Annotated in this window: 19 protein-coding genes; 8 read left to right on the top strand and 11 right to left on the bottom strand. The window is 66.7% G+C overall.

What is annotated here, in order from left to right; all coding sequences use genetic code 11:
* The first annotated feature begins 27 nt into the window (after positions 1-27).
* Complete coding sequence (locus R0382_RS04885) at positions 28-1,185, top strand: benzoate/H(+) symporter BenE family transporter (protein ID WP_432722828.1); 1,158 nt, start codon at positions 28-30, stop codon at positions 1,183-1,185.
* A 620-nt stretch (positions 1,186-1,805) separates the two neighbouring features.
* Here R0382_RS04885 and R0382_RS04880 read toward each other — a convergent pair.
* From R0382_RS04880 to nudC, 3 genes are all read right to left on the bottom strand, one after another.
* Positions 1,806-3,005, bottom strand: a complete 1,200-nt coding sequence (locus tag R0382_RS04880; RefSeq protein ID WP_432722826.1) for a globin domain-containing protein — start codon at positions 3,003-3,005, stop codon at positions 1,806-1,808.
* Between the two features lie 76 nt (positions 3,006-3,081).
* Positions 3,082-3,531, bottom strand: coding sequence for an Rrf2 family transcriptional regulator (locus tag R0382_RS04875; protein WP_432722825.1), 450 nt, complete (start codon positions 3,529-3,531; stop codon positions 3,082-3,084).
* A 99-nt stretch (positions 3,532-3,630) separates the two neighbouring features.
* Positions 3,631-4,449, bottom strand: coding sequence for an NAD(+) diphosphatase (nudC, locus tag R0382_RS04870; RefSeq protein ID WP_432722823.1), 819 nt, complete (start codon positions 4,447-4,449; stop codon positions 3,631-3,633).
* Between the two features lie 366 nt (positions 4,450-4,815).
* On the opposite strand from nudC, the gene R0382_RS04865 reads away from it, so the two are divergent.
* Positions 4,816-5,178, top strand: a complete 363-nt coding sequence (locus tag R0382_RS04865) for a hypothetical protein (protein ID WP_432722821.1) — start codon at positions 4,816-4,818, stop codon at positions 5,176-5,178.
* Between the two features lie 4 nt (positions 5,179-5,182).
* Here the strand turns inward: R0382_RS04865 and R0382_RS04860 are convergent, their stop codons facing one another.
* The 6 genes from R0382_RS04860 to R0382_RS04835 form a co-directional block, all read right to left on the bottom strand.
* Positions 5,183-5,845: a diphthine--ammonia ligase gene (locus R0382_RS04860; protein ID WP_432722819.1), complete on the bottom strand. Its 663-nt coding sequence runs from the start codon at positions 5,843-5,845 to the stop codon at positions 5,183-5,185.
* 232 nt (positions 5,846-6,077) lie between these two features.
* Positions 6,078-6,806 (bottom strand): hypothetical protein, encoded by a 729-nt coding sequence (locus R0382_RS04855; RefSeq protein ID WP_432722817.1) that lies wholly within the window; start codon positions 6,804-6,806, stop codon positions 6,078-6,080.
* A gap of 221 nt (positions 6,807-7,027) precedes the next feature.
* Positions 7,028-8,578, bottom strand: coding sequence for a DHA2 family efflux MFS transporter permease subunit (locus R0382_RS04850; protein ID WP_432722815.1), 1,551 nt, complete (start codon positions 8,576-8,578; stop codon positions 7,028-7,030).
* A 12-nt stretch (positions 8,579-8,590) separates the two neighbouring features.
* Positions 8,591-9,751 carry an HlyD family efflux transporter periplasmic adaptor subunit gene (locus tag R0382_RS04845; RefSeq protein ID WP_432722813.1) on the bottom strand — a complete coding sequence of 387 codons (1,161 nt, stop codon included), beginning with the start codon at positions 9,749-9,751 and terminating at the stop codon, positions 8,591-8,593.
* Between the two features lie 14 nt (positions 9,752-9,765).
* Entirely contained in the window at positions 9,766-11,205 is a 1,440-nt protein-coding gene (locus R0382_RS04840; RefSeq protein WP_432722811.1) for an efflux transporter outer membrane subunit, read from the bottom strand.
* Between the two features lie 77 nt (positions 11,206-11,282).
* The gene (locus tag R0382_RS04835; protein WP_432722809.1) at positions 11,283-11,804 is read right to left on the bottom strand and encodes a MarR family transcriptional regulator; all 522 of its coding nucleotides are present in this window, start codon (positions 11,802-11,804) and stop codon (positions 11,283-11,285) included.
* Between the two features lie 435 nt (positions 11,805-12,239).
* On the opposite strand from R0382_RS04835, the gene R0382_RS04830 reads away from it, so the two are divergent.
* Both R0382_RS04830 and R0382_RS04825 read left to right on the top strand, forming a co-directional pair.
* Positions 12,240-12,959, top strand: a complete 720-nt coding sequence (locus R0382_RS04830) for a pseudouridine synthase (RefSeq protein ID WP_432722807.1) — start codon at positions 12,240-12,242, stop codon at positions 12,957-12,959.
* Positions 12,956-14,008 (top strand): patatin-like phospholipase family protein, encoded by a 1,053-nt coding sequence (locus tag R0382_RS04825; RefSeq protein ID WP_432722806.1) that lies wholly within the window; start codon positions 12,956-12,958, stop codon positions 14,006-14,008. The genes R0382_RS04830 and R0382_RS04825 overlap by 4 nt, the downstream gene beginning before the upstream one ends.
* 146 nt (positions 14,009-14,154) lie before the next feature.
* Here R0382_RS04825 and R0382_RS04820 read toward each other — a convergent pair whose 3' ends face one another.
* Positions 14,155-15,069: a Rossmann-like and DUF2520 domain-containing protein gene (locus tag R0382_RS04820; protein WP_432722804.1), complete on the bottom strand. Its 915-nt coding sequence runs from the start codon at positions 15,067-15,069 to the stop codon at positions 14,155-14,157.
* 84 nt (positions 15,070-15,153) lie between these two features.
* On the opposite strand from R0382_RS04820, the gene R0382_RS04815 reads away from it, so the two are divergent.
* Positions 15,154-15,582 carry a hypothetical protein gene (locus R0382_RS04815; RefSeq protein ID WP_432722802.1) on the top strand — a complete coding sequence of 143 codons (429 nt, stop codon included), beginning with the start codon at positions 15,154-15,156 and terminating at the stop codon, positions 15,580-15,582.
* Between the two features lie 176 nt (positions 15,583-15,758).
* Here R0382_RS04815 and gnd read toward each other — a convergent pair whose 3' ends face one another.
* Positions 15,759-16,670: a phosphogluconate dehydrogenase (NAD(+)-dependent, decarboxylating) gene (gnd, locus tag R0382_RS04810; RefSeq protein ID WP_432722801.1), complete on the bottom strand. Its 912-nt coding sequence runs from the start codon at positions 16,668-16,670 to the stop codon at positions 15,759-15,761.
* Positions 16,671-16,965: 295 nt separating this feature from the next.
* Here gnd and ubiU point away from each other — a divergent pair, with 295 nt between their 5' ends.
* From ubiU to ubiT, 3 genes are read left to right on the top strand one after another with little or no spacing between them, the layout of a single operon-like run.
* Positions 16,966-17,967: a ubiquinone anaerobic biosynthesis protein UbiU gene (ubiU, locus tag R0382_RS04805; RefSeq protein ID WP_432722799.1), complete on the top strand. Its 1,002-nt coding sequence runs from the start codon at positions 16,966-16,968 to the stop codon at positions 17,965-17,967.
* Between the two features lie 58 nt (positions 17,968-18,025).
* A complete protein-coding gene (locus R0382_RS04800; protein ID WP_432722797.1) occupies positions 18,026-18,907 on the top strand; it encodes a U32 family peptidase in 882 nt (293 codons plus the stop codon).
* The gene (gene ubiT, locus R0382_RS04795) at positions 18,904-19,332 is read left to right on the top strand and encodes a ubiquinone anaerobic biosynthesis accessory factor UbiT (RefSeq protein ID WP_432722794.1); all 429 of its coding nucleotides are present in this window, start codon (positions 18,904-18,906) and stop codon (positions 19,330-19,332) included. The genes R0382_RS04800 and ubiT overlap by 4 nt, the downstream gene beginning before the upstream one ends.
* Positions 19,333-19,436 lie beyond the last annotated feature (104 nt).

Raw genomic sequence — 19,436 nt, 5'->3', positions numbered from 1 at the left:
CTCAACTCATCGCTGGAATCCGCCCAGATGTCGCTGATCAAAGATCTCTCGCTCTCGACCGTCGTCGCCGGTTTCGTCACCGTGCTGGTCGGCTTCACCAGCTCGGCGGTGATCGTCTTCCAGGCCGCGCAGGCGCTGGGCGCGACCGAGGCGCAGACCGCGTCGTGGATGTGGTCGCTCGGGCTGGCGATGGGGCTGACGTGCATCGTGCTGTCGCTGCGCTACAAGGTGCCGGTGGTCACTGCGTGGTCGACGCCGGGCGCGGCGATGCTGGTGACGAGCGTGGCCGGCGTGTCGATAGCCGAGGCGGTTGGCGCTTTTTGCATCAGTGCGCTGCTGATCATCGTCGCCGGCGCCACCGGCTGGTTCGAAAAGGCGATGCAGCGGATCCCGGTGGCGATCGCGTCGGCGATGCTGGCCGGCGTGCTGCTGCGCTTCGGTCTGGCGGCATTCACCGCGCTGCAGACGCAGTTCGTGATGGTGAGCGCGATGCTGGTCGTGTATCTGGCGATGCGGCGCTTCGTGCCGCGCTACGCCATCGTTGCGGTGCTGGCGGTTGGCGTGGCGCTGGCGGCCTGGCAGGGCAGCCTGCGCTGGGGCGAGATCCGTCTCGAGTTGGCGCGGCCCGAATTCATCATGCCGGCCTTCTCGTGGCACGCGCTGGCCAGCGTTGCCCTGCCGCTGTTCGTGGTGACGATGGCGTCGCAGAACGTTCCCGGCGTTGCGGTGTTGCGTGCGTCGAACTTTCACCCGCCGATCTCGCCGCTGATCACCGCCACCGGCGTGACGACCTTGCTGCTGGCGCCGTTTGGCGCATTCGCGGTCAATCTGGCGGCGATCACCGCGGCGATCTGCATGGGCCGCGAGGCGCACGAGGACGAAAAGCGCCGTTACACCGCGGCGGTGGCCGCCGGGGTGTTCTACCTGATCATCGGCATCTTCGGCGCAGCGGTGGTGACCTTGTTCGCAGCGTTTCCGAAGGAGCTTGTGGTCGCATTGGCCGGGCTGGCGCTGCTGAACACCATCGGTAATGGCCTGACCGCCGCGCTGAAGGACGACGGCACGCGCGAGGCGGCGATGATCACCTTCCTCGTGACTGCGTCGGGGGTGACGCTGGCCGGCGTGGGCTCGGCGTTTTGGGGGCTGATTGCGGGGGCGGTGGCGTTGTGGGCGAGGCCACGGTAGGGGACTGTTTAGCGCCTGCGGCGCGAGTAAAAGCATTGAATGCGCGTTCCGCCGCGCGGACGGGATACTTTCTTTGCTTCGCCAAAGAATAGTATCCAAAGAAAGGCGACCCCGCATCCGCGCCCGCTTCGCGGGTGCCCTGTGCTGCTCAGCCATCACGGCGGGAATCGCAAACTCGCTGCGCTCAAACAGCGATCCCTGACGACCCCGTGCCGGCTTGCGCTGCTCGGCGCTACTGAGGGGATCAGGGCGGTGTGCGACGGGCAGTGAACAAACACGAGGCAAACCGGCTGCGGCGAACAGTGCACCGTCTTTCATCCCGTTCGCCAGCGCCGAGGAGTGGTGCGAGACAAGCAGTTTCAGGCTTGGCTCGCGACCGATCGAGGGCAGCCAGGAGGGCCGCAGGCGCGGTCACGCCAAAGCTAAGCGGCTATGCCGCTTAGCGACGCGCGATGCAGCGCACGCCTTTGGGGAGAAGGGGGCTTTGGCGAGACAAAGCTCCCTTCCCGTTCGCGCGGCGGAACGCGCATCAATGCCTTTCGCGCCGCGCCGAAGGCGCTAACAAGCATGACCATGACTCGTACCGCAGCCGCCAATCCGCCAAGCCAATCGCACGCTAATTACAGCGTCGCCGTCAGTAAATCCGGCCCGAACACCTCGAAATGCACGCGATTTGCCGGCACGCCAAGGTCGAGCAAGGCCTCGCGCTGGGCGGTCATGAACGGCAGCGGCCCGCACAGATAGTAGTCGGCGTCGGGGCGGACGATGGTGTCGCGGTGCTCGGCCAGCGTGAAGCGGCCGGCGTGATGATGGTCGGTGCCGAGCCGGTCCTCAACGCGCGCGGCGTCGTAGACGATCAGATCGGTGAGATGGGCGGCCGGCGTCAGTTCGCGCTTGAGGATATGGCGGCCGCCGTGCGCGGCGACGTGGACGAACACACCCTGCCGTTGCTGCCGGCTCAGGTGCCGGCGCATCGCGGCCATCGGCGTGATACCGACGCCGGCCGAGATCATCACCACCGGCGTGTCGGCGTCGGGATCGAGTGCCAGATCGCCGAACGGGTTGCTGACCAGCCAGCGGCTGCCGATGTCGGCGTGGCGGGCGAGGTGCATCGACACCAGACCGTCGGGGCGTACATCGTCGCCGGCCTCCTGTTTGACGGTGATCCGCAGCGTCTGACCATCGGCCGCGTCGGACAGACTGTACTGGCGCAGCTGGCGCAAACCGATATCGGCCAGATCGACCTGCACGCTGACGTACTGGCCGGGCCGGAACGCCGGTGCCGGGCCGTCGTCGGTCGGGCGCAGTCGCAGCGAGACGGCGACGCCGCCTTCGGCCACGCGCTCGATCACTTCGTATTCGCGCAGGAAAGTCGCCGGGGTAATGCCGGCGTCCTGGTACAGCACCGCCTCGCGGGCGATCAGCTCGCCGGCGAAGCGCCAGTACACCGTGTCCCAGGCTTCGGCGATTTCGGCGGTGACCGCGTCGCCGAGGATTTCGCCGATCGCCGCCATCAGATGCCGGCCGACGATGGTGTACATGTCAGCGGCAATGCCGAGACTGGCATGCTTGTGGGCGATGCGGTTCAGCAGTGGTTCGATGGCGTCGGGCGTATCGCAGTACTGCGCATAGGCGTAGACGGCAGCGGCAAGCGCCTGCTTCTGTTCGCCCGATGCCTGGTTGCCCTGGTTGAACAGGTTGCGCAGCTCGGGGTGGGCGTCGAGCATCCGTGCGTAGAAACGGCCGGTGATCGCGGTCGCGTTCGCGGCGACAACGGGCAGGGTGGCATCGATGGTGGCGCGGTGATCCGGTGCAAGCATGGTGAGTCCTTTAAAGTGATATTAAAAATGCAACAAAAATAGGCAAAAAAGACGGGAACGCGTCCCGCCGCTGGAGTCAGTGCGTTGCCGTCGGTACCAGCCGGTGCATCTGCGCGATCAGGCCGGCGGTAGGGGCCGAGCAGATGTCGGCCAGCGTGTAGCCGTCGAGCGTGCGATAGAACTGCTGTAGCGCATCGGCGAGCGCGCCGCGCAGCCGGCAACCGTTGCGCAGCACGCAGATTTCGCCTTCGCAGTCGATCAGTGCCTTGGTGCCTTCCATTTCGCGCAGGATCTGGCCGATTGTCAGCGATCCGGCCGGCACGCCAAGGCGGATGCCGCCGCTGCGGCCGCGCGTCGCCACGACCCAGCCGAGTTTGACCAGCTGGTTGACGACCTTGACGAGGTGATTGCGCGGCACGTCGAACTGCGTAGCGATCTCGGCGATGGTGACGAGGTCGGCACGGTCGGGGTAGCTCAGATACATCAGCACCCGGAGGCTCAGGTCGGTATAGCGGGTCAGTTGCATGGCAAGGCTCTATAAGGTGCAAATATAATGCAACTTATCTTGAGCCGGCACAAGCCGATGGCGCACGTGCATCTTCACATGCCCGACGCCTTGGGTGCTTCAGCCGCGCAGTTCGGCCAGCGCGTCGTCGATCAGCCGCCGGGCGATGCTTGCCTGCCCCGGCAATTCGGGCAGCGCGTCGATGTCGAACCAGCGGGCATCCTCGATTTCGTCTTCCTGCGGCACGATGTCGCCGGCGACGTAATCGGCGTGGAAGGCGAGCATCAGCGAATGCGGGAACGGCCAGCTCTGGCTGGCGAACCAGCGCAGGCCGTTGATGGTGATGCCGACTTCCTCCATCGTCTCGCGATGCACGCAGGCTTCGAGCGTTTCGCCGGGCTCGACGAAACCGGCCAGCGCGCTGTACATGCCCGGCTTGAAGTGTGGCGAGCGCGCCAGCAGCAGCTCGCGGCCGCGGCGAATCAGCACCATCATCGCCGGCGAAACGCGCGGGTACATCCGGTGATCGCACGCCGGGCAGACCGCGGCGGCTTCGTGTTCGGCGATCCGGGTCGCCGTGCCGCAACGGCCGCAATGGCGGTGGTCGCGCAGCCACGACAGCAACTGGCGGGCGCGCGCCGAAATCCAGAACACGTCGTCGCCGAGCCGGCCATACAGCGCGCGCAGTCCTTCAATGACCAAGCCCTCCGGCGCCTGTGCGGCCTCGGGCCATGCGATCAGCCGGCACGGGGTGCTGCCGAGATGGCCGATCAGCACGTCGACCTCGGGGGCGCCGAGCGCCGCGAGCGCGGTGTGCGCCGGCAGGGCAGCCGCCGCGGTCACCAGGTGCTGGTCGCCGACGATGGCGAAACACAGCGGTTCGCCGGTCGGCAGGGCCGTCGAGAAGCACGGGGTGAAGTCGGGCGGCAGCATGTTCATTCGATGTCTTTTGAGGTTTTCGATCGGGCGGAACACCGAAATCATACGCCGGCGCCGCCCGACGCTGCGCGTGGCGCACCGCCCTAGCGTGGTGAAATCGTCAGCGATTGGCGGTTCACCGCTGTTGCGCAGTATTCGCGCCGGTTCGTCTGCAGGCCGAACGCTGCCACGCGATTCGATTCGATTCGATTCGATTCGATTCGACCGAACACGCCGTCGCGACCCGGTGGCGATTGGGGGGCTGGTACGAACCGGTGTTGAGCCGCTGCTTGGCAGTCAGACGGTCGGACAGCGGGGCTCCGCGGCGAATGATGTCGGCATGCCGCGACGTATAATTCGCCGCGTTTCAAATCAACGTTTCAAACCATGACTTTTGACCCGACGCTGGTCCTTGGCCTGACCGCCGGTTTTGCTTTTGCGGCGGGCTGGCTCGAATGGTCCGGCTGGCGCCGCCGTCGGCACGCGCTGCGCCAGCATCAGCGGCTCGAACGGTTGTCCGAGCAGAGCCACAGCCGCTTTCTCGCGACCTTGCTGCCCGAGCCCGCCATCGCACCGGGCTTCCGGCTCTGGGTCGATGGTCGCAGCGCCGAATGCGACGAAGCGCAGCTGTCGACCTTGCTGTTCGTGCTCGGCGCCGACGAACAACTGCTGGTGCGGCAGCGGTTGATGAACGGCACGCCGTTCCGCGTTGCCGGCCGCACGGTCAGGATCGAGGCGCTGCCGGCCTGACGGTTTATGCCGGAAACAGCTCGATGAACCAGTAGTGGCCGTGCAGCTGTTTCTCGCCGGTCTGCACGCTCAGCGGCGCGGCAAAGCGCGGTGCGTCGAGCACCAGCGTGTGGTATTCGCCGTTCTCGCCGCAGACGTCGACCCCGGCGGCGTCCAGATCGGCGACCGTTTGCGCGTCGATGATGCGGCCGAGGAAGTCCGGCCCGAGCGTGTCGTTGCACGACACGATCATCGTGCGGATGCCGCAGTCGATCATTTCCTCGACCAGCGCGCGGCGATCCTGCTGCCACAGCGGCAGTTGCGCGCTAAGGCCGGTCCGCTTGCAGACCATTTCCTCCCAATCGCGATGCGCCTGCAGGTCGATATCGCCGAACACCGCGGCCTGCGCGCCGAACTCGTCGCGGGCGCGCGCCAGCCGCAGGATGAACTCGGCCTCGTAATCGGACCAGCTGGCGTCGCCGGTGATCAGCGGAATGCCGAGCGCGGCGGCCTGTTGCCGCAGCAGCACCGGCGGGATGCCGTGCGAGCGCGAACGTTCGCCGCTTTCGTCGAGCATGGTGATCAGCGCCACCGGAGGGTGGCCGGCGGCAACGGCGCGGTGGAAGGCAAGGCAGCTGTCCTTGCCGCCGCTCCACGAGCCGACAATGGGGGGGAGGGAAGTCGTCATCCGGCGATGATACGCCGGCTGCCGGGCGGCTCCCACCGTCGCCGGACCGGTCTAGGCGGAGGCGTCGGCAGATGGGGCCTGGCGGGCCTTGCCGCAGCGAATGCCCCGAGGGTAGTGCTGCGGCACGCGAAACCCAGGGGAACGATGCTGGCAGGGCGCGTGAAACGTCCCGTGTGATCCTTTCGGTCACAACGGTGCACGCACGCCCGGCGAGCACGCCGGCAGGGTGCGCTTAGAGCGAGGGCAGGCCGCAGACCTGACGGTGGAATTCGCTCAGCGACGGCCAGTCGTTGCCATTGCAGCGGTTGACGCACAGCACATCCAGCGTCTGGCGCTCGAAGCCCGGGTAGTTGCCCAGCCGGTTGATCGCACGCTCGACGTACTGTGGCCGGTCGCCGACGACCTTGCTGCAATCGCGGCCGGCCTGCGGGGCGCAGACGTTGCCGGCCTCCTGATGCAGCCAGTCGCAATCGGCCGAATCGACGCGCGCCTGTTTCGCCGTGGCGTAGTCGAACGACAGCGTGTTGCCCTTCAGCGTGGCGGTGCGTTTCAGGCCCTGACTCAGGCCGAGGTCGATGTGCAGGGTCTGGCCGACGACGGTCAGCTGCGGTGGCCGGGTCAGGCTGACGAGGCGCGGGTCCTGCAGCACCCGGGCTTTCTTGCGGTTGTCGAGCAGCACCAGCAGATAGCGGCCGCCGCCGCCCGAGCCGCCGTCGCCGACGAAGACCAGCGCGGCATCGCGCCCGGGGAGTTCGGCGATGCTGTCAAAGCTCAGGTACTGGTCGGGGGCCCTGAACAGCGTCTTGCCCTGGTAGCGCAGCGTACCGAAGGGCCGCGTCGGCACGTCGCGGATGATGCGCAGGGTGCCGAAGCGAGTGGTCTCCCAGGCGATCTGCTCGGCAGCGGCGTACGCACCGGCGGCGGTCAACATCAGCAGCAGCGCGGTCAGCCAGCGTCGCATCGTGGGATCTCCTGAAAGCGGGGGATTATTGCTTTAGCACCTGTTCATGGCCTTGTTCCGGCACGGCCCCGAACGCCGACGCGAAAGGATCGTGAACAGGTTCTTACATTCTAGCGAGCCGGCGAGATTGTGCTGAGCGAACGATTTACCGTGCCGAAGTGAGCCGGTTCATTGCGCGCCATGAAAAAAGCCGGCGCGAAGGCGCCGGCTTGTTGGCCCGCTCAGTGTCCGCCGGCAGCGCCAGCGGCACCGAAGGGCGGGCGCGTCAGCCAGACGACGGCAATCATCGCGATGAAGATCATCCCCATCATCCAGAACACCTCGCTGGTGGCGATCTGGAAGGCCTGCTGGGTGATGGTCTGGTCGATCTGCGCGTACGCCGCCGTGCCGCGGATGCCGAGCTGGTCGAGCTGGCCGACGTAGCTCGTCGTTGCCGGGCTGGCGGCGGTGACGTGTTCGGTCAGCCGCGCGTGGTGGAAGATCTCGCGCTTGGTCCAGATATAGGTGACGATCGCGGTGGCGAAGCTCCCCGACAAGGTACGGAAGAAGTTCGACAGCCCCGACGCCGCGGCCATGCGCTCCGGGCCGATGCCCGAGAGGATGATCTGGTTCAGCGGGATGAAGAAGCAGGCGATGCCGATGCCCTGGAATAGCCGCGCCACGACGAGCTGATTCAGCTCGGTATCCAGCGTGAAGCTGGCAAACCAGAACATCGTGATGCCGAACACCATGAAGGCGAACGACGTCAGCAGCCGCAGGTTGATTTTGGCGATGTTCTTGCCGATCAGCGGCGACAGGAAGAACGCCAGGATGCCGACCGGTGCGGTGGCCACGCCGGCCCACGTCGCCGTATAACCCTTCACCGTCTGCAGCCACAGCGGGAAGATCACCGTGCTGCCGAAGAAGCAGAACATCCCCAGCGACAGCGACACCACACCCCAGCGGAAATTGCGGCTCTTGAACAGCGAGAGGTCGATGATCGGGTGATCGTCGGTCAGCTCCCAGGCGACGAGAAAGGTCAGCGCCACGACGGCGAGCACGGCCATCGTCATGATGAAGCCCGAGTTGAACCAGTCGAGATCGTTGCCGTTGTCGAGCATGATCTGCAAGGCGCCGACGCCGAGGACCAGCAGCACCATGCCGACGACGTCGATCGGCACCTTTGCCGTTTCGGTTTCGCGGTTTTTCAGCAGCCGCCACGACACCGCGGCGGTGAACAGCCCGACCGGCACATTGATATAGAAGATCCACGGCCAGCTGTAGTTGTCGGTGATCCAGCCACCCAGCAGCGGGCCGCAGATCGGCGCGACGACGACGGTCATTGACCACAGCGCCAGCGCCAGCCCCTTTTTCGCTGGCGGGTAGTTGGCGAGCAGCAGCGTCTGCGACAGCGGCACCATCGGCCCCGATACCAGGCCCTGCATGAAGCGGAATGCGACCAGTTCGGGCAGGGTATGGGCAAAGCCGCACAGCACCGACGCGAGCGTGAACAGCAGCACCGAGATCACGAACAGTTTGACCTGACCGACGCGCTTGGCGGCCCAGCCGGTCAGCGGCACGGCGATCGCCGCAGCGAGGCCATAGGCACTGATCGTCCAGGTGCCCTGGGTGGTGCTGGCGGCCAGATCGCCGGCGATATGCGGCACCGAGACGTTGACGATGGTCGTATCCAGTACTTCCATGAACGTGCCGAGTGCGACCGCCGCGGTCATCAGCGCCAGTGCGGCGCCGTGCAGCGGCGGCGGCGGTGCCGCTTGTTGCGCTTCAGACATCGATGACTCCGCTTAGCGTGCGCCGGCCAGGTTCTTGGCGATGATCGCGTCGGCCAGCTTCTCGGCGTTCAGCAGCGGCTCCTCGAAGGCACTGGTCGAATACACCGGGTTTTGCGCCGGCTGGGTCGCCAGCACCGGGCCGTTGCGGTCCTGGGTGTCGACTTCGACCGTCGTCGACAGGCCGACCCGCAGCGGATGCGCCGCCAGCTCCTTGGCGTCGAGTGCGATCCGCACCGGTACGCGCTGGACGACCTTGATCCAGTTGCCGGTGGCGTTCTGCGCCGGCAGCAGCGAGAAGGCGCTGCCGGTGCCTGCGGCCAGGCCGACGACCTTGCCGTGGTATTCGACCGCGCTGCCGTAAATGTCGGTGCGGACGATGGCCGCCTGACCGATGCGGATGTTCTTCAGCTCGGATTCCTTGAAGTTGGCGTCGACCCACAACTGGTCCAGCGGCACGATCGACAGCAAGGACGCGCCCGGGGTGACGCGCGAACCGACCTGGACGCTGCGCTTGGCGACATAACCCGACACCGGCGCGACCAGCGCGTTGCGCTGCGACGCGAGCCAGGCTTGGGTATAGCCGGCGCGCGCGGCGAGCACGCTCGGGTTGTCGATGATCTTCACGCCGTCGATGCCGGCATGCGCGGCTTCGGCCTGCTTCTGCGCGACGTTGAGCGCGGCGCGGGCGTTCTCGACCGCATCCTTGGCGTGGGCGATTTCCTCGGCCGAGACGGTTGCGTCGCCGGCCAGCGGCGCGCGGCGGGCGAGGTCGGCTTCGGCCTTTTGCAGATCGATCTTGCGCTGCGCGAGGGTCGAATCGACCTGGTCGGCATTGGCGTATTGCTGGCGCAGCTGGCGCACGGTCTCGCCGAGCTTGGCTTCGGCCGAACGCAGCGCGACGGCGGCGTCGGCCGGGTCGAGCTTGACGACTTCGCGGCCGGCTTCGACCAGCTGGGTTTCGTCGGCGTTGATGCCGATCACGGTGCCGGTGACCTGACTGGTCAGCGTGACGAGGTTGCCGCCGACATAGGCATTGTCGGTTTCTTCAAAGTGGCTCAGCACCAGGCTGTAGTACGCGGCGTAGCCGACGCCGGCGAGGATGAAGGCGCCGGCGATCGCCAGCATCAGACCGCGTCGCTTGCCGCCGTTCGGATTCTTCTGTTCGGTGCTCATGGATATCTCCGGATTCAGTTTTTGTGTTGTTCGGCGTGGGCCTGTTCGGTGCTGCTGCCCGGATCGGCGCGATAGCCGCCGCCCAGTGCCTTGATCAGCGCGACGTCGGCGATCAGCCGCTGGCTCTGCAGCTGCAGCGTCTGGTCGTCGAGGCTGCGCAGCGGCAGTTCGGCGGCGAGCAGGCTGCCGCGATCGGTCAGGCCTTGCTTGAAGCGTTTCTGCGTGCTGGCGTAAACGGCGTCGGTCGCGGCGCGGTTGCGTTGCAGTGCGTCGCCTTCGCGCGCAATCCCCTGCACGGCGGCGGCGCCCTGGGCGACGTCGCGCACGGCGTTCAGCACGCTCTGGTTGTAATCGGCGACGGCGGCGCTGCGCTGCGCGTTGGCGCCGTGCAACTGGGCGTCGAGCCGGCCGTTCTCGAAGATCGGCAAGGTGAAGTTCGGCACCAGATTGATCTGGCGGCTGCCGCGATCGAACAGGTCCGACATCGAAATCGTGTCGAAACCGGCGAACAGATTCAGATTGACCGTCGGGTAGTACGCCGCCTTGGACGCTTCGATCTGGTTCATCGACGCTTCGACGCGCCAGCGCGCCGCCTGCAGGTCCGGCCGGCGGGCGAGCAATTCGATGCCGAGCGTTTTCGGCAAGCCGCCGACGCCTTGCGGCAACGGCTGCGGCTTCAGGCCGTCGACAAGCGCATCGCTGCCGACCAGCGCCCGCAATGCTTCGCGTTCACGCACCGCTGCGCTATCGAGCGCGGCGATTTTCTGCTCGGTCGCTGCGACATCGGCCTCGATGCGCTTCTGCGTATCGATCGCCGCCAGCCCTTGGGCAACGAGCTTCTGGCGCGTCGCGGCCAGCGCAGTCTGCGTCTGCTGTTGCTGCTTGAAGTTGGCCTGACGGGCCCAGTCGGCCTGTAGCGTGAAATAGCTCTGTGTCACCGCTGCGGCCAGCGTCTGCTCGGCGCTGGCGCTTTCGGCCAGCCGGGCGTTGGCTTCGCCGAGCGCCGCGGCGACCCGGGCGCGGTTCTTGCCCCAGAAGTCGAAATCCCAGTTGCCGTTGAAGCCGACCTTGCCCTCGGTGTACCACTCGCCGCCAATCGGCGGCGGGAACAGGCCGGTGGCCGAGATGTACTGGCGGTCGACCTGGGCGCTGAAATCGATGGTGAGACCGTCGGCACCGCGTTGTTGTTGCAGGGCGGCGCGCGCGGTGCGCAGCCGCGCTTCGGCGGTCGCCAGACTCGGTGCATCCTTGATCGCCGCATCCATCAGGGCGTCGAGCTGCGGATCGCGATAGGCGGTCCACCAGCGTGCTTCGGGCCAGCCTTCGCGTGCCAGCTTGATGTGCTTGGGCAGCTCGGCACTGGCGATATCGCGCTGCGGCAGCGTTGCTTCATCCTTGGGCATGAAGGCGCAGCCGGCGAGGAGCGCCAGCGCCAGCGGGGCAACGATCTTCATTGGTGAATATTTCATATATTGATTGTCCGGATAAAAAAACGCGCACCGCCAGGTGCGCGCCGGCCTGATGGCCGGGGTCACCCCAATTCGGTCAGCACGCGCTTGAGCAGGTTTTCCAGCGTGTCGCGCTCATCTTCGCTCAGCACATTGAAGACGTTATGAACCCGGTCGCGCATCTGTGGCAAAAAGCGCTGCACGAGGTCTTCGCCTTCCGGTGCCAGTCGCAGGTCGACGCGGCGGCGGTCCTCGCCGTTGGGCGAGCGGGTCAGCAACTGCTTGGCGACGAGTTCGTCGCAGATCCGTGTGACGTTGGCGCGCGATTCGCCGGTTGCGTCGGCGAGTTCCGACGGGTTCAGCGCGCACTCGGGCGAGCTGAACAGCATCATCAGCGCGGTAAAGCTCACCGCGTTCAGTTCGTACTCGCGCAGAAAGGTGTTGGAGCGTGCCGCCTGAGCCGTCTGGATATGGCGGACCAGGTGGCTCAGGATCACGTTCTGCCGAGCCTGCAGCACGTCGGGCGCCGTGGCGCGTTCGCACACCCGATCGATCTTCTGTTCAACCGGGGCGAAGCTGATAGGGGTGCCGAATCTAGTATTCATGTTTTGATAGTATCATTTCGAACTAAAACATGGCAAGCGGTAAAACCGGGGTGTTGGATATGCGCCGCAGTATGGCCGGCGATGGCGGATAAAACAAACAGAGCAAGCACGTCGTCAGCGCTGGATGGGCTGACGGATTGCTAGCGTCTGCATCGGCGCGCAGCACATCAGCATATGAAACACTGCGCCGGCAAGGTTTGATTTGGCACAAGCTCGGTATCGGCAGGGGTTCATGCCTATGGCATTGCTTGTAAGCAGAATGCCGTTTGCAATCGATGGGCAGGATGCCGCCAGCGTTGTCCGGTCGGCCAGAAAAACCGCCAGAAGTGACCAATTCCGCAACATTCGCGCTGCGAATCATCGTGTTGCCGCAGCCAGGCCCGCCCGCCGTCCGAGGCTGTACGCGTCGGCGCGCATGCGCTAGCCTCTGGCCGCATGAAGAAACTGACTCTCGACCGCCTCCTGCAAAGCCAGGGATTCGGCACCCGCAAGGGCTGCCAGCAACTGATCAACGACGGCGACGTCCTCGTCAACGGCGAGCCTGCCAGCGGCTACAAGCTGCCGCTGGACCCGACCGGCATGGTGCTGACCGTGTTCGACGAGGAATGGCCTGTGCGCGAGCACGTCTACATCGTGCTGAACAAGCCGGGCAATATTGAATGCTCGCGCAAGCCCAGTCACCACCCGGGTGTGCACACGCTGCTGCCCGAGCAGTTTCTGTGGCGCGACGTCCAGCCGGTCGGCCGGCTCGATCACGACACCACCGGCATGCTGCTGCTGTCCGACGACGGCCCTTTCATCCACACCCAGGGTCATCCGAAGCATCACCAGAACAAGGTGTACGTCGCGACGCTGAAGCACGAGGTCGACGAATCGCTGGTCGAGCAACTACTGGCCGGCGTGAAGCTGATCGACGAGCCGGCGCCGATCGCCGCGCTGGCGGCGCGGCTGATCGACCCCTTGCACGTCGAAATGACGCTCGATCAGGGCAAGTATCACCAGGTCAAACGGATGCTCGCCGCCGCCGGCAACCGCTGCGAGGCGCTGGTGCGCAGCCAGATCGGCGGTTTGACACTCGATAGCCTGGGACTCTCCGAGGGCGAGTGGTGCTATCTGGACGAGGCGATGCTGGCCCGCTTGAACCAGAACGCATGAATGCGCTGACGCTGTACGCCGGCGCCGAAGCGCTGGCGCGGATCCGCCGCGACGGCTTCGATCCCGAGCTGTTCAGCCACGTCGGTGCCGCCGCTGGCGGGCCGAAATGGCTGGTGCTCTCCAGACTGGATCGCGCGGTGTTCGGCGAATGGCAGGCGCAGCGCAAGACGCCGCTGACCGCGGTCGGCGCATCGATCGGCGCATGGCGGCTGGCGTGTCTGGCGCAACGCGATCCGCTGGCAGCGCTGAGCCGTTTCGAATCGGCGTATCTGGCGCAGCGCTACAGTGAACGACCCGACATCGCCGAAGTGACCGCCGAAGCCCGGCGCTTGCTCGACGTGCTGCTCGGCGACACCGGCGCCGCCGAGATCGCCACCAACCCGCTGGTGGCGCTGAACATCATCGTTGCCCGCCGCGTCCACGGCCGCGACGGCGGATGGGGCGAGAACGCCGCGCTGGCACGGATGGTGCTGGCCAATGCGCTGAGCCGGCCGGCGCTCGGCGGCCATTTGCACCGGCACGTACTGCACACCGGTGACGCGGCGCGCTATCGCGACGACGGCATTCCGACCGGCTACGCGCCGCTGACCGGCGAGGCCATGGCCGCTGTGCTGATGGCGACCGCGGCGATTCCTGGCGTGATTGCACCGGTGCACGATCTGCCGGGCCTACCTGCCGGCGCGTATTACGACGGCGGTCTGATCGACTACCACATGGATCTGCCGCTGGCCGAACGGCAGGGGCTGATGCTGCTGCCGCACTTTTCCGAACGCGTCGTCACCGGCTGGCTCGATCAGTTCCTGCCGTGGCGCAAGCCGCGCCATCTCGACCGCACGCTGTTGATCGTGCCGTCGAATGACTGGATCGCCCGGCTGCCGGGCGGACGGATTCCGAGCCGGCGCGATTTCAAGCGCTTTCACGGCCGCGACGCCGAACGGATCAGGACGTGGCAGACCGCGCTGTCGGCTGGCGACTGGCTCGCCGACGAGTTCCGCGGCCTGATCGCGTCCGGGCGGATCATCGACGCGATCCAGCCACTGCCGCGCTGAGGGCGCTAACGCAACCGACCGCATGGCGGTCCGTGTGATCGAAGCGAGTTGCTGAGAGACGCGGTGCGAGCCTTGCCGGCCGGCTTGGCCGCTTCTTCGGGCGCTGCCGCTTGAGACCAAACCCAGGGGCTTGAGCGAAAGCTCTGCTAGCCGTGCAACAGCGCGGCCAGTGCCGCCTGCTGCTCGTCGGCGAGCCGTGGCGCGGCAAGGCCCAGCGTCGCGCGGCCCAGCGCCAGATACGCGTCGCGCGCGACCGGATCGTCGATCACCGCCAGATGCCGCGTCACGGTGCCGGCATCGCCGCGGGCGATCGGTCCGGTCAGTGCCGCCGCCGGGCCGAGTTCGAGCGCGTTGGCGAGCGTCTGCCGCATCAACGGGCCGAGCACCGCCAAGGCCGTTTCCGGCGCGATGCCGGCCTGCGTGGCCAGTTGCTGCGCCAGCGCCGTCAGCGCGACCAGATAGTTCGATCCCATCACCATCGCCGCGTGATACGCCGCCTTGCCGCCCGGTGCGAGCGCGAAGGGCGCACCGCCAAAGGCGCGCGCCAGCGCATCCAGCATCGGCAACGTCGCGGCATCGCCGTCGAGCGCGCACGGCGTTCCGGCAAGCTGGCCGAGCGCCCGGGCCGGATCGGCGAAGCTCAGCGCCGGATGCAGGCCGCCGAGCCGGGCGCCGCACGCCAGCAAGGGCGCCAGCACGCTGGCATCGAGCGCGCCACTGGCGTGGCAGACCAGATCGCCGTGGCGCACCGCGCTCCGCGACGCGAGTTCGGCGGCAACGGCGCCGATTTCGCCGTCGCCGGTGGCGATCAGCCACAATTCGGCCGGCGGCAGCCCGGCCAGACTGGCGTACGGTGTGCCGGCGCCGATGAAGGCCAGTGCGTCGCGGGCGGTGGCGGGCGAGCGGCAGGCAACGGCCCCCACCGCCACGACGCCGGCATCGCGCCAGGCCCGCGCGAGCGTGCGGCCGAGCCGGCCGCCGCCGATCAGATTGAGTCGCGGTACTGCGGCATCCTGGGCCAATTCGATTCCCTTGCGGTGAACTACAGTGGAGAGCGACACGGGCGACGACCGTGTCAGATTGGTCCGATTGTGTACGTCGCCGCGTACCCGGACAACGCCTGCATCGACGTAGAGGAGTTCGACATGGGTGCGCCCGAGTCGGCGTCCGCGGATTTTCGCGGTGCTTGCCTGGAATTTGCCGATCCGACCACACGCGAACGCGCGATCTGCCGCTTTCGCCAGCTCGCCGACGCCGGCCATGCCGCCGCGTGCTACAACGTCGCGGTCTTGCTGATGGCGGGGCGCGAACTGGCGCGCGACGATGTCGCGGCCGAACGCTATTTGCGTCTGGCGGCGGCGCAGCGCTATGCCGGCAGTTACCGACCGCTGGGGATGCTGGCGCTGCACGGCCGGCTGGCCGCAACCCGCCACGCCAGCGGCGATGTGCGCCGCTATCTGGCCGGTCAGTGGTTTGCCCGTGGCTGGCTCGCGGGGGACGCCAAGGCCTATGCGCTGATGCTGCGGCACGTGCCGTGCCTGTTTGCCTGCATGGTGCTGTGCCCGTGGCGCTGAACGCAAAAAAGGCCGCTGAATGCGGCCTTTTTCATATGGCAGGGACCAAGCCGCCGGGCGCTAGGTTCAGCGCTTACGGCGTGGTGATGGCGTGCCGCTCACTGCTTCGCGACGGCGTGACCGCCCGCTTTTTTGCAATGGCGTGACCGCTCACTTCTTCGCAATGGCGTGACCGCTCACTTCTTCGCAATGGCGTGACCGCCAAAGGCATTGCGCATCAGTTGCAGCAGCTTCATGCCGTAGTCGTCGTTGCCGCGGCTGGCGAAGCGGGCGTACAGCGCGCTGGCGATGACCGGGGCCGGAACGCCGAGCTCGACCGATTCCAGCACGGTCCAGCGGCCTTCGCCCGAGTCGGTCACGTAAGGCTGCAGGCCGTCGAGCTGGCTGTCTTCCTTCAGCGCCGCAGCGGTCAGGTCGAGCAGCCACGAACGCACGACCGAGCCATGGCGCCAGGTTTCGGCGATTTCGGCGACGTCGAGGTCGAAGTCCTTCTTGGCTTCGAGCAGCGCGAAGCCTTCGGCGAAGGCCTGCATCATGCCGTACTCGATGCCGTTGTGGACCATCTTGGTGTAGTGACCCGCGCCGGCCGGGCCGCAGTGGATCCAGCCCAGATCCGGACCCGGTGCCAGGAGCTTGATGAACGGCTCGACTTGCGCGACCGCGTCCTTGTCGCCGCCGAGCATGATGGTGTAGCCGTTGGCCAGACCCCAGACGCCGCCCGATACGCCGGCATCGACGAACTTCAGGCCGACGGTGGCGAGTTCGGCCGCGTGGCGCTGGCTGTCCTTGTACATCGCGTTGGCGCCATCGACGATCAGGTCGCCCGGTGCCAGCAAGCCCTTGAGCTTGGCGAACATCGACTCGCTGATTTCACCCGACGGCAGCATCATCCAGACGACGCGCGGCGTCGGCAGTTCGGCGATCAGGGTTTCGACCGAGTCGAAGGCGCGGATATTGGTGTTTTCGGCCGACAGCTGATTGCGGGTTTCCGCGCTGACGTCGAAACCGAACACGGTAGCGCCGCTACGGGCGAGACGGCGAGCCATATTGCCGCCCATTTTGCCGAGACCGATGAGTCCGATGTTCATGCAATTGTCCTTATTCTGTTGCGGGGCGGGACAAGGCCAGGCGCTTGTCGGGCCCACAGGGGCAGGGGGCACCGCTGGGGTGCCGCATCACGGTTTGCGGTCTATGGTGCCGCTCAAACGTCTAGTTTGACACCGCGGCCGCAGTCAATGCATCGGGAATTATCGCATCCGGGATGGCCCGTAGTGGCAAACACTTTGCTACGCCGTGGCGTTGCAGTTGGGTAAAGCTTGATCTGGGTTAAGCCGCACCGGCGGTCGCGGGACTATGGTCTTGCCCCATATGCAAGGAGAGCCCATGCCCGCCAAGCCGCAGCTCGTCTGTCCCGCCGGCAGCCTGCCGGCGCTGAAGGCCGCGATCGATCACGGTGCCGATGCCGTCTATCTCGGCTTCAAGAACGCCACCAATGCCCGCAATTTCGCCGGCCTCAACTTCGGCGACGCGCAGATCCGCGACGGCGTCGCCTACGCGCACGCCCGCGATCGCGAGGTGCTGGTCGCGATCAATACCTATGCCCAGGCCGGCAGGCTGGCCGAATGGCTCCGGGCGATCGACCGGGCCGCCGAGTTTGGCGTCGATGCGGTGATCCTCGCCGACCTCGGCCTGCTGGCCTACGCGCACCGGACCCATCCGCAATTGCGCCTGCACCTGTCGGTGCAGGGCTCGGCGACCAATGCCGATGCGATCAATCTGGCGCAGGAGTGCTTTGGCGTGCGCCGCGCGGTGCTGCCGCGGGTGCTGACCTTGCCGCAGGTCGAGGCGGTGATCGGCAAAACCTCGGTCGAGATCGAGGTGTTCGGCTTCGGCAGCCTGTGCGTGATGGCCGAAGGCCGCTGCATCCTCAGCAGCTACGCCACCGGCCAGTCGCCGAACACCCATGGCGTCTGCTCACCGGCGGCGTTCGTGCGCTGGGCGCCGCAAGGCAAGGCGATGGACGCGCGGCTCGCCGGCATCCTGATCGACCGCTACGGCGAGGGTGAGCCGGCCGGCTATCCGACCTTGTGCAAGGGCCGCTTCGACGTCGAAGGCGATACCTATTACGCGCTCGAAGAGCCGACCAGCCTGAACACGCTGGCGGTGCTGCCCGAGCTGATGCGTATCGGCGTCAAGGCGATCAAGGTCGAAGGCCGCCAGCGCAGCCCGGCCTATGTGACCGCGGTGAGCAGGACGCTGCGCGCGGCGATCGATGCGGCCGGCGATGCGCGCTACAGCGTCAAGCCGGCCTGGCTCGACACGCTGGCGCCGCTGGCCGAAGGCCACCAGCAGACGCTGGGCGCCTACAACCGGCCGTGGCGATAGCGGTCGGTGTGCGTCGCAACGGATGCGACCGTGAACCCATTTTGAACAGGTGCCCATCATGCAACTGACCCTCGGGCCGCTGCTGTACTACTGGCCGCGCCAGACCGTGCTCGACTTTTACGCCGAGGCTGCGCACTGGCCGGTCGAGACCATCTACCTCGGTGAAGTCGTCTGCGCGCGTCGGCACGAACTCAAGCTCGCCGACTGGCTGGCGCTGGCCGCCGACCTGTCCGGCGCCGGCAAGCAGGTCGTGCTCAGCTCGCAGGGGCTGCTCGAATCGAGCGGTGACCTGATCGGACTGAAAAAACTGATCGAATCGGGTTTTGCTATCGAGGCCAACGACCTCGGCGCGGTCAAACTGGCGCGTGACGCCGGCCAGCGCTTTGTCGCCGGCCCGCACCTGAACATCTACAACGGCCCGACGCTCGACTGGTTTGCCGAAGCCGGCGCAAGCCGCTGGCTGCCGCCGCTCGAAGCCAGTCGCGGCACCGTCGCGGCGATCCTGGCCGAGCGGACCGCCGCGGTCGAGACCGAGGTCTTCGCCCACGGCCGGCTGCCGCTGGCGTTCTCGGCGCGCTGTTTCACCGCCCGCCACTACGACCTGAACAAGGACGGCTGCGAGTTCAAGTGTCTGGATCACCCTGACGGGCTGACGATGACGACGCGCGATGGGCAGGACTTCCTGTGCATCAACGGCATCCAGACGATGTCGGCGGCCTGCCATGCGCTGTGGCACGAGCTTGGCGAGCTTGCCGGGATCGAGGCGCTGCGCATCAGCCCGCAGCAACACCACACCGGCGACATCGTCGCCGCCTACGCGGCCAAGCTGGCCGGTCAAGCGGCCGCAGCCGATGTAGCGCGCTGGAATCCCGAAGGCTGGGTCGACGGCTACTGGCACGGTGACGCCGGCATCAGGCCGGTATCGGAGACCCAATCATGATGCTGAGCGACATGCTGTTTCCGCTGCTGCGCCGTTTGCCCGAAGCGCCACCGGGGCAGGCGCTGGCCTTCGCGCTCAACCTCGTCCGGTGCCGGCTGTGGCCCGACGACGATTTCGACTGGCTGCAGGGCAAGCGCATCCGTTTCGAGCTTGCCGAGCTGGATCGCGGCGTGACGATCGGTTTTACCGGCATCCGCTTCCGGGGCGAGACGCCGCCGGCCGACGTGACCTTTGCCGCGTCGTTTGCCGATTACTGGGCGATTGCCCGGCGCGACGCCGATCCGGATACGCTGTTCTTCCAGCGCCGGCTGACGATTGCCGGCGATACAGAGCTGGGCCTGCAGCTGAAGAACCTGCTCGACGCGACCGACTGGGCGCCGCTGCTGGCCTTGCTGCCGCGATCGGTGCGCCCGTCTCCGGCATAAGCAGCGGCGATCCCGTTGCCGCTGGCGCGGCGGGTTGGCGATCAAGGACGGATTTCATGTTGCATTGCGGCAACATGGCGGCCTCATTCCTTGGAGGGCAGGAG

It is taken from the genome of Jeongeupia wiesaeckerbachi, assembly GCF_050916355.1.
In the GTDB taxonomy this organism is placed as follows: domain Bacteria; phylum Pseudomonadota; class Gammaproteobacteria; order Burkholderiales; family Chitinibacteraceae; genus Jeongeupia; species Jeongeupia wiesaeckerbachi.
Note: the sequence above shows the minus strand (reverse complement) of the source record. Positions and strands in the feature narration are given on the sequence as shown.